Below are 7,612 nucleotides of genomic sequence, written 5' to 3' on the forward strand. Positions count from 1 at the left end.
ATGATAAGCTTAAAGCCAGCTATGAGGCTGCCGTAATTCTCGCTTGTGTCTTTATCTGGCTGCCGCTGATTTGAATTCTATACAGCCCCTAGTCAGGTTCAGAATAACCTATATACAAGAAAGACGAGTGAGGCCCTAAAAAAAGTATACTGAAGAAGCCTGATACCGTATCCAATTTATATAGGACTGATTATAGAAGCAGTCGATTCTGATTGTATTTATTGGGTGAATCCTAGGGTTTCGAATACCCCTAGTTAATTTAACAAAATTTAGAAAGCTTGCTGTGAGAATTTTGTCATTTAAGTTACAGGCGGATTTATGGAGTTATTTGGCTCATAAAGCAAACAGTTTTAAGATTGGGGTTGTAATAATGAAAAAACCTTGTATAATTTGCAACTGGTGGCTCCATTGGTAGCCTCGCAACATTGTTCTATGAATCCCGCCAGGACCGGAAGGTAGCAACGGTAATAGTTATAATGTGTGCCGAGGATGTGCTTTTGGAGTCGCTTTTTTTTTGCCTAAAATTTGATAATAAAATCTTTTAAATTTTAAAACCCTCATATTGATAATAAGTCCTTCATTATAAAGGGCTTTTTTTTGGTCTACATTTCGTCTGATTTTAAACTTTGAGCCATAAATATGGGTTAAAATACAATGTAGTAACCTTTATTAACACTAATGTTAACTATAAAGACCAAAAATTTTGGGGTTTTATGATGAAAATGTTTATTTGGCTGTTTATTGCCTTTGTAGTGCTGGTGGTTGTATTTGGTGTATCAGTATTCAATAAGTTGGTGCGCGCTCGCAATCAGGCTAAGAACGGCTTTGCCCAGATAGATGTACAGCTAAAACGCCGTCACGATTTGATTCCGAATTTGGTGGAGACCGCCAAGCGCTATTTAGCGCATGAAGAAGAAACATTGACCCGTGTTGTTAGTGCGCGTAATCATGCTCAAAGTCTGCAAGATTCTAGCAAGCATCAGCCCGATTCGCTTGAGCACATGGCGCTGTTTGCCAAAGCAGAGAGTATGTTGTCGAAAGCATTAGGGCAGTTTTCTGCTGTGGTGGAAGCGTATCCTGAGCTAAAAGCGGACAGTATGATTAAAGAGTTAATGGATGAGCTGACCAATACCGAGAATCGCATAGGATTTGCGCGTCAGCATTATAATGATAGCGTGATGTTTTATAATAACGACCGCGAAGTATTCCCGAATAATCTTGTTAGCACGACTTTTGGTTTTCGTCCGCTCAGTCCGTTGGTGTTTGAAGATAGAAAGGCGATTGCACAAGCACCTATCGTCAATATGAGCTAATACTTAACTATATTTATATGTTCAGGCGCATTTAGCACTCTTTAGGTAAGACAAATAGATGGATTTTTTTGGTGCACAGCGTAGCCGTACTCGGCGCAGTCTATTACTGTATGGGTTGTTTTTTCTTATTATATTTGCCCATATTGCGGTGGCACTCGGTGTTATGGCGCTGCTACTGACGATATTTACTGGCGGCATTTATCATTGGGTATTAATACTGGTGGTCATATGGACGCTAGGTAGCTTTGTGATTGGTAGTTTTTTAGAATATGGACGTTTAAAAACAGGTGGTCGTGCTATCGCTCAGCGAGTTGGTGCCGTTCGGTTGTTTATCGATCACAGCCAAGATGCGTGGGAGCACAGCCGCGGGGTTGCCCATCAGCATGAGTCGGTACCAAAGGTTCGTTTTAGTGCCCTTCATATCGCAGTGCGTGACGAACGTGATTTTCCGCCTGTTTACCGCCGTTATTATGAAATTGCTCAGCAGCTAGCTATTGCTTCAGGTTTGAGTATGCCGATTCTGTATGTGCTGCCTGATGAGCAAGGGATTAATGGTTTTGTAGCAGGTCGTCATAGTCAGGATATGGTATTGGTGGTGACCCAAGGCGCGCTTGATAAGCTGTCTGATGAGGCACTATACGGACTCATTGGTCATGAATATGGCCATATATTGCATGGCGATGCCACATTTAATTTACAGTTAATGGTGGTGTTAGCAGGCTTGCAGTTACTCTATGACTGGAGTGATTCCATTAATAATTTTGGCGCTGGTAATCAGAATAACAAGCAGAATTATTTTGATGGCTCTTTCAATGGTGCGGTCAATCAAAAAAACCCTTTGTCTCAGAGAGCTATCGATAGTCAGGCGCGTAGCACTGAAGCGCAGACAGCAAACTTTACCACCCATAGCGAGTGGGTAAGCTATTGGCAGAGTCAGTCGCAAAGCCAAGAGTCTTCAGCTAAGAGTCAATCAAGATGGTTACAACATAATAATAAGTTCGATAGCCAAGCACCGCGTAGTATCTGGGCGTTGTTAATACATGGATTGAGCTTTTCTAGTATGGCCAGTGCGCAGCTGATCAAACATAGCTTTAATCGTGAACGTGAGTTGCTCGCCGATGCAACCAGCGTACAGCTGACGCGCTCGCCGGCGATTATGGAGACCTTAAAAGCCATTCATAAGGATTCGCTGGGTTCGCGCTTAACTGGTATCGCTGATATCAACGGACTTAGTCATTTCTTCTTTGCCAGTAGTGGCGCAGATTTAGGGGATTTGTCGTGGTTTGCCACGCATCCAAGTTTGGCTGAGCGCATGAGTGCTATTAACGGCAATGCTTATCATGATTTTGCTGTACAAGTGGCAAAAGAGAAGCGCATAAATCAACAAAAAATAAAAGAGATACATGAGCAGCGGCGCTTGGGTGATTGGGGTGTGATAACTGCAAATAGCCTAAGCAAAAACAATGTTAATAAAAGCAATGCTAGTAAAGACAATCATACGACGAGTAAAAACGTTGCTAGCAATCCCGATGAAGCTGCTGACAAAGTGGTCACAGCACTTCCTACTGGCGAAATGAGTAGTGACTCAGAAGCAGATGCAGATGACGGGCTTGAGTTTGTCGTAGAGCAAGACGTCGTTATTGATGGGCGTTTGCAGGTAAAGGCAGAAGATATTGGTGCTCATAAGTTGTTAAAGCCTTGGCAAGCAAAACGGGATAGCGACTTACCAGCGAAAGCCTTAATCAGTATCGATGATATACAAAAGGTCTCATTGCCGCAGTATATTCTCAACCATAGTTATCATCCGCTAGGGGCACAGGCTTTGATTGAAGCAGTGCTGCTATGTCATCAAGGGTGCATATTATCAACAACGGCAACTTATGATTTAACTGATATTTGGATTGGGCTGCTTAACGACAGTATATTTGTGACTGATGCCAATAGTGATTCTAAAATAGAAACTAGCAATAACGTACAAATTTTACCGCATACGCTAAACGCTAAGTTGTTAGAAATGCTGGCGAAGCTCGACCGTCGTTTGGACAGTGCTTTAATGATATTGGCGATAAAACAACTGTCTCAGCATGATTTATCTCAGAATGCTATCAATGAATTACGCTTAAAGAGTGATAGCAGCCATAGTCACCAAAGTTACCAGCATTATATTCAGCAAGAAAAATGTCGTAACACACTTAGTCGCTATCAGAAAGGCATGCTTGAGTTATTTGAAAGTGAGCTAACAGCTGATTTAAGCCGGAATTTTGCTGATAACGTAATGGATGAAAAAGGTGATATTGGTAAAATCAAGCCAGTATTCACTCATTCGAATAATAGCAAATTACGAACCCCATCGATTTTAGCATTATGGCAGGCACTGCATTTACAGCAACTTCTACCCGTACTGACTACGATACTAAATGATGAACATTCAAATGAATACCCGTCTTGGCAGCAAAAACTGCAAGCTGGCAGGGGTGATATAGTTGCCCAGCTTGATCCTTCAGGTCAGATTTTTTATCGCCTTAGCGTTGCTGAGCGTTCGATACTGGTTTTATTGGCTTATCGCTTATCAAACGATGGTAATAATACCAGTAATGCCAACTATGTCGTCGACCTGCGCCGCCAAGCGCGCCTGATTGATATTGATTTGACAGCCGTAAGTGAGGCAAATTTACAATGGTTGCTGCTTACCGCCCAAAACTTAAATAGTGTTCAGCTGCTGGCGTTGTTAGAAGCTGTGCCTATCTTTAAGCCCTCTACCTTTAAGCCTTCTACCACAGGTTCTAAGTACGACGATAACATTCAAGAAAAGCAACAAGAGCGACAACAGAGTAGCGGTCAAATAGATTATAATACGACTACCAATAAGCCTTATGCTTATAATGATTACCGGCAATGGCTGAGTACATTGCATACGGCGATGTTACACGATACGATAGTCAGTCAGGATGAATATGATTGTTTAACCTTACTATCAGAGCATTGGTTGCAGGTTCGACAGCTTTTTTAGTATTACTTTTGACATTAAAATTTGTAAAACCATTTAAGATAAATAGGATAGTAGTGTTGTATGAGTGATATCCAAGAACCGCTAGTTATATTGCAGCAGCGTATGCAACAGCGTCAGATTTTAGCGATGATGGGTATTAGTCAGTGGGTACAGCCGAGCTCTGAGACTATTAATATCGCTGATATTTCTGCGCCTACTAATACTGAAGCTGACATTAATACTAACGCTAACACTCAGCCTATTTCATCTGCTATAAGCATTGAACAGCAAAACATCAGCCATCCAAACGTAGAACGTCCAAGTGTTGATACGGCAAACGTTGCCCATTCAAATATAGAGTCTGTGGACACTATATCAGGCATAGTAGATGATGAATCTTCTATTAACCGCTATCATGATGACGCTCATGAGCCAGATTTAAGCTATCCTGACCAACAAAGCCCCGTTACTTATAGCTTTGATACTACGGTCCCAGAGACTTCTAATACAGCCGTTACGCCCCTCATAGATACTGTCGTCCAACAAGCCGCTGTTTCTAATATCGATAACGCTGATAGCTTTAAAGATGATGGTTTTAAGCAGGAAAGCTTTCAAAAAGTAGCGCCATTTGATTTACAAGGTGGTCGCTATGGCGACTGGGTGATTTTGGTTGATATTCAAGCCCTCAATAATGACAGTCAAAAGCTATGGCAAAATATCACGCAAGCGCTATCAATCACTTGTGAGACGACCTCATTTCCTATCTGTGAAGGTATGGATACAGCTGAGCTTGCCAATGCCAGTCTTGCTGGATATGTTTTTAAGATTGGGCGCAGTGAAGATATACAGGTTGCGGCATTAACGCCGTTACCTGAGGGTCTTGAGCATCCCAATCTTACCACTGTGCCCACATTGGATGAGATGCTTGCTGATAGTAGCCTTAAGCGTCAGCTTTGGGAGCAGTTCTCAAGTCAGAGTTAAAGATTTGCCACTTACTATGACATAGATTAAAAATAACGATAAAACTCACCCTTAACCTTTAATAACAACGATGATTTCATCATATTTAGGATAATGATTATGACGACTAAAGCTGCTCCTAACCGTGTACCTAACTTTTCAGCGGGTCCTTCCTCCATACCAACAGCCGTATTAGCACGTGCTCAAGAAGAACTGCTTGATTGGCAAGGGCGCGGTATGTCGGTGATGGAAGTCAGTCACCGTAGTAAAGAGTACGTTGCCATTACCGAAAAAGCTGAAACCAAGTTACGCTCGTTGATGGACATTCCAGATAATTATAAAGTGCTGTTTTTACAGGGCGGCGCCAGCTTACAGTTTTCAGCGATTCCGTTAAACCTATTAAATGGCGGCCGCGCAGATTATCTGACGACCGGTACTTGGTCAGGTAAAGCCATCAAAGAAGCAGATCGATATGCGAAACTTGGTCTTGGTGAAACGAACGTCGTTGCAACAGGCAAAGATAGTAATTTTACTGATGTGCCAGCCCAAAGCGAATGGGCGATTAGCGACGATGCAGTGTATTTTCACTACTGTGCCAATGAAACGATTCATGGCTTACAGATATTTGAGCCGCCACAAGTGGATGCGCCTATTATCGTCGATATGTCTTCTTGCATATTGTCACAGCCAGTCGATGTGTCTAAATTTGGCATGATTTACGCTGGTGCTCAAAAGAACATCGGGCCAGCAGGCTTGGTTATTGTCATTGTTCGTGAAGACTTATTGGGCAAGGCAAGCGAGTGGTGCCCGCTACTGATGAACTATGAACATCAAGCTGATAAAGGGTCGATGTCAAACACGCCAGCGACTTATTCTTGGTATTTAGCAGGACTAGTATTTGATTGGTTAGAAGAGCAGGGCGGCGTTGCTGCTATTGGTAAAATCAACCAGCAAAAAGCCGATTTACTCTATAAAACGATTGATGACAGCAGCTTCTATAGTAATCCCGTTGACCCCAAATATCGCTCTATCATGAACGTGCCGTTTACGTTAGCCGACAGCAGCCTTGATAAAGTGTTTTTAGAAGAGTCAGAGGCGGCGGGCCTCATGAATCTAAAAGGTCACCGCGATGTCGGCGGTATGCGCGCCAGTATTTACAATGCAGTGTCATTAGAGTGGGTACAGCAGTTGGTTGACTTTATGATAGATTTTGAAAAAAAACACGCTTAAGTTAGTACAGGCTTTGAAACAAAAGGCGCAACTTTAAGAGCTGCGTCTTTTTTTATGTCTATTAGCGTTTTTTTAAGTAGCATAATGCGTTATGTAGCATCCTTAACACCGCAAAGCATTAGGTTAAAAAACCTAAGTTTGTTATGATAAAATTTCTTCAATTGCCTATTTTGCCGTCAGTCGCGCATTTTTTATCCAAGTCGGTTTAGAGTAGAAGGTCGTTATGAGGGGTATTACATAGTCATGATGCTAAAAAACACCATACTAAAAGCCGTCTTGCTTGTCATGACTAGCAGCTGGATACCTGTTAGTATCGCAGCGCCAATCACCACGACTGCGCTTGGGCACAATAGTACCACTGAGTATATTGACGTACCATACATGCCCTATGCCAATCCAAAGGCGCCCAAAGGTGGTACGCTTTCATTGGATGCACGCGGCACCTTTAATGCGGCCAATAAATGGATGACCACAGGTGTGGCGATGGTTGGTACGGACTATCTGTATGATACCTTGATGACAGGCTCACTCAATGAAGCCTTTACCATGTATCCGCAGCTGGCAAATAAAGTCACGTATGATCCTGATGATACCAGTTGGATTATTTACCATATTAATCCTGCCGCACGCTTTTGGGATGGCTCGCCGGTGACCAGCAGTGACGTCAAAGCCACTTATGATGCGATATTGAATAAAGGCCCGATGTATATCCGCAGTTATTTAGGCGATATTAAAGACGTTGAGATTATCGATAAGCAGCGGGTAAAGTTTGTTTTTAAGTCTGATGAAAATAAAGAGATTTTATTGACGGTTGGACAGTTTCCTGTCTTTGCCAAGTCCTCTATTGATACTGATTTTGAGAAAATTACCCTGACGCCATTGATGGGTAGTGGGCCTTATAAACTCGGCCGTGTCGATGCCGGACGTGCGGTCAGCTACGTGCGTGATCCCAATTATTGGGGCCGTGATTTGATGGTCAATCGCGGTCGTTATAACTTTGATATGATTAAATTCGTCGGTGGTGTTCTAAAAAGTATGCTGGCATTAGACGTAGCCATAATTGACGTAAAAGAACACCATATCAAACACTTTGAAGTGATTATCGAGCTTCTTAGAGAAA

5 protein-coding genes and 1 other RNA gene are annotated in these 7,612 nt (G+C 42.4%); all 6 read left to right on the top strand.

The window, feature by feature from the left end; all coding sequences use genetic code 11:
- Positions 1-406: 406 nt before the first annotated feature.
- Positions 407-503, top strand: an RNA gene (ffs, locus tag EI161_RS12550) — signal recognition particle sRNA small type.
- Positions 504-716: 213 nt separating this feature from the next.
- On the top strand, positions 717-1,313 hold the full coding sequence (locus EI161_RS12555) for a LemA family protein (protein ID WP_192522401.1): 597 nt from the start codon (positions 717-719) through the stop codon (positions 1,311-1,313).
- A 58-nt stretch (positions 1,314-1,371) separates the two neighbouring features.
- Positions 1,372-4,323, top strand: a complete 2,952-nt coding sequence (locus EI161_RS12560) for a M48 family metalloprotease (protein ID WP_192522402.1) — start codon at positions 1,372-1,374, stop codon at positions 4,321-4,323.
- A gap of 60 nt (positions 4,324-4,383) precedes the next feature.
- Positions 4,384-5,283 carry a hypothetical protein gene (locus EI161_RS12565; protein WP_192522403.1) on the top strand — a complete coding sequence of 300 codons (900 nt, stop codon included), beginning with the start codon at positions 4,384-4,386 and terminating at the stop codon, positions 5,281-5,283.
- A gap of 99 nt (positions 5,284-5,382) precedes the next feature.
- Positions 5,383-6,492 (top strand): 3-phosphoserine/phosphohydroxythreonine transaminase, encoded by a 1,110-nt coding sequence (gene serC, locus EI161_RS12570; protein WP_192522404.1) that lies wholly within the window; start codon positions 5,383-5,385, stop codon positions 6,490-6,492.
- Positions 6,493-6,738: 246 nt separating this feature from the next.
- Positions 6,739-7,612 (top strand): ABC transporter substrate-binding protein (locus EI161_RS12575; protein ID WP_225735379.1); only part of this gene is annotated, 874 nt, incomplete at its 3' end.

This window comes from Psychrobacter sp. FME5, from assembly GCF_014861375.1.
Taxonomy (GTDB): domain Bacteria; phylum Pseudomonadota; class Gammaproteobacteria; order Pseudomonadales; family Moraxellaceae; genus Psychrobacter.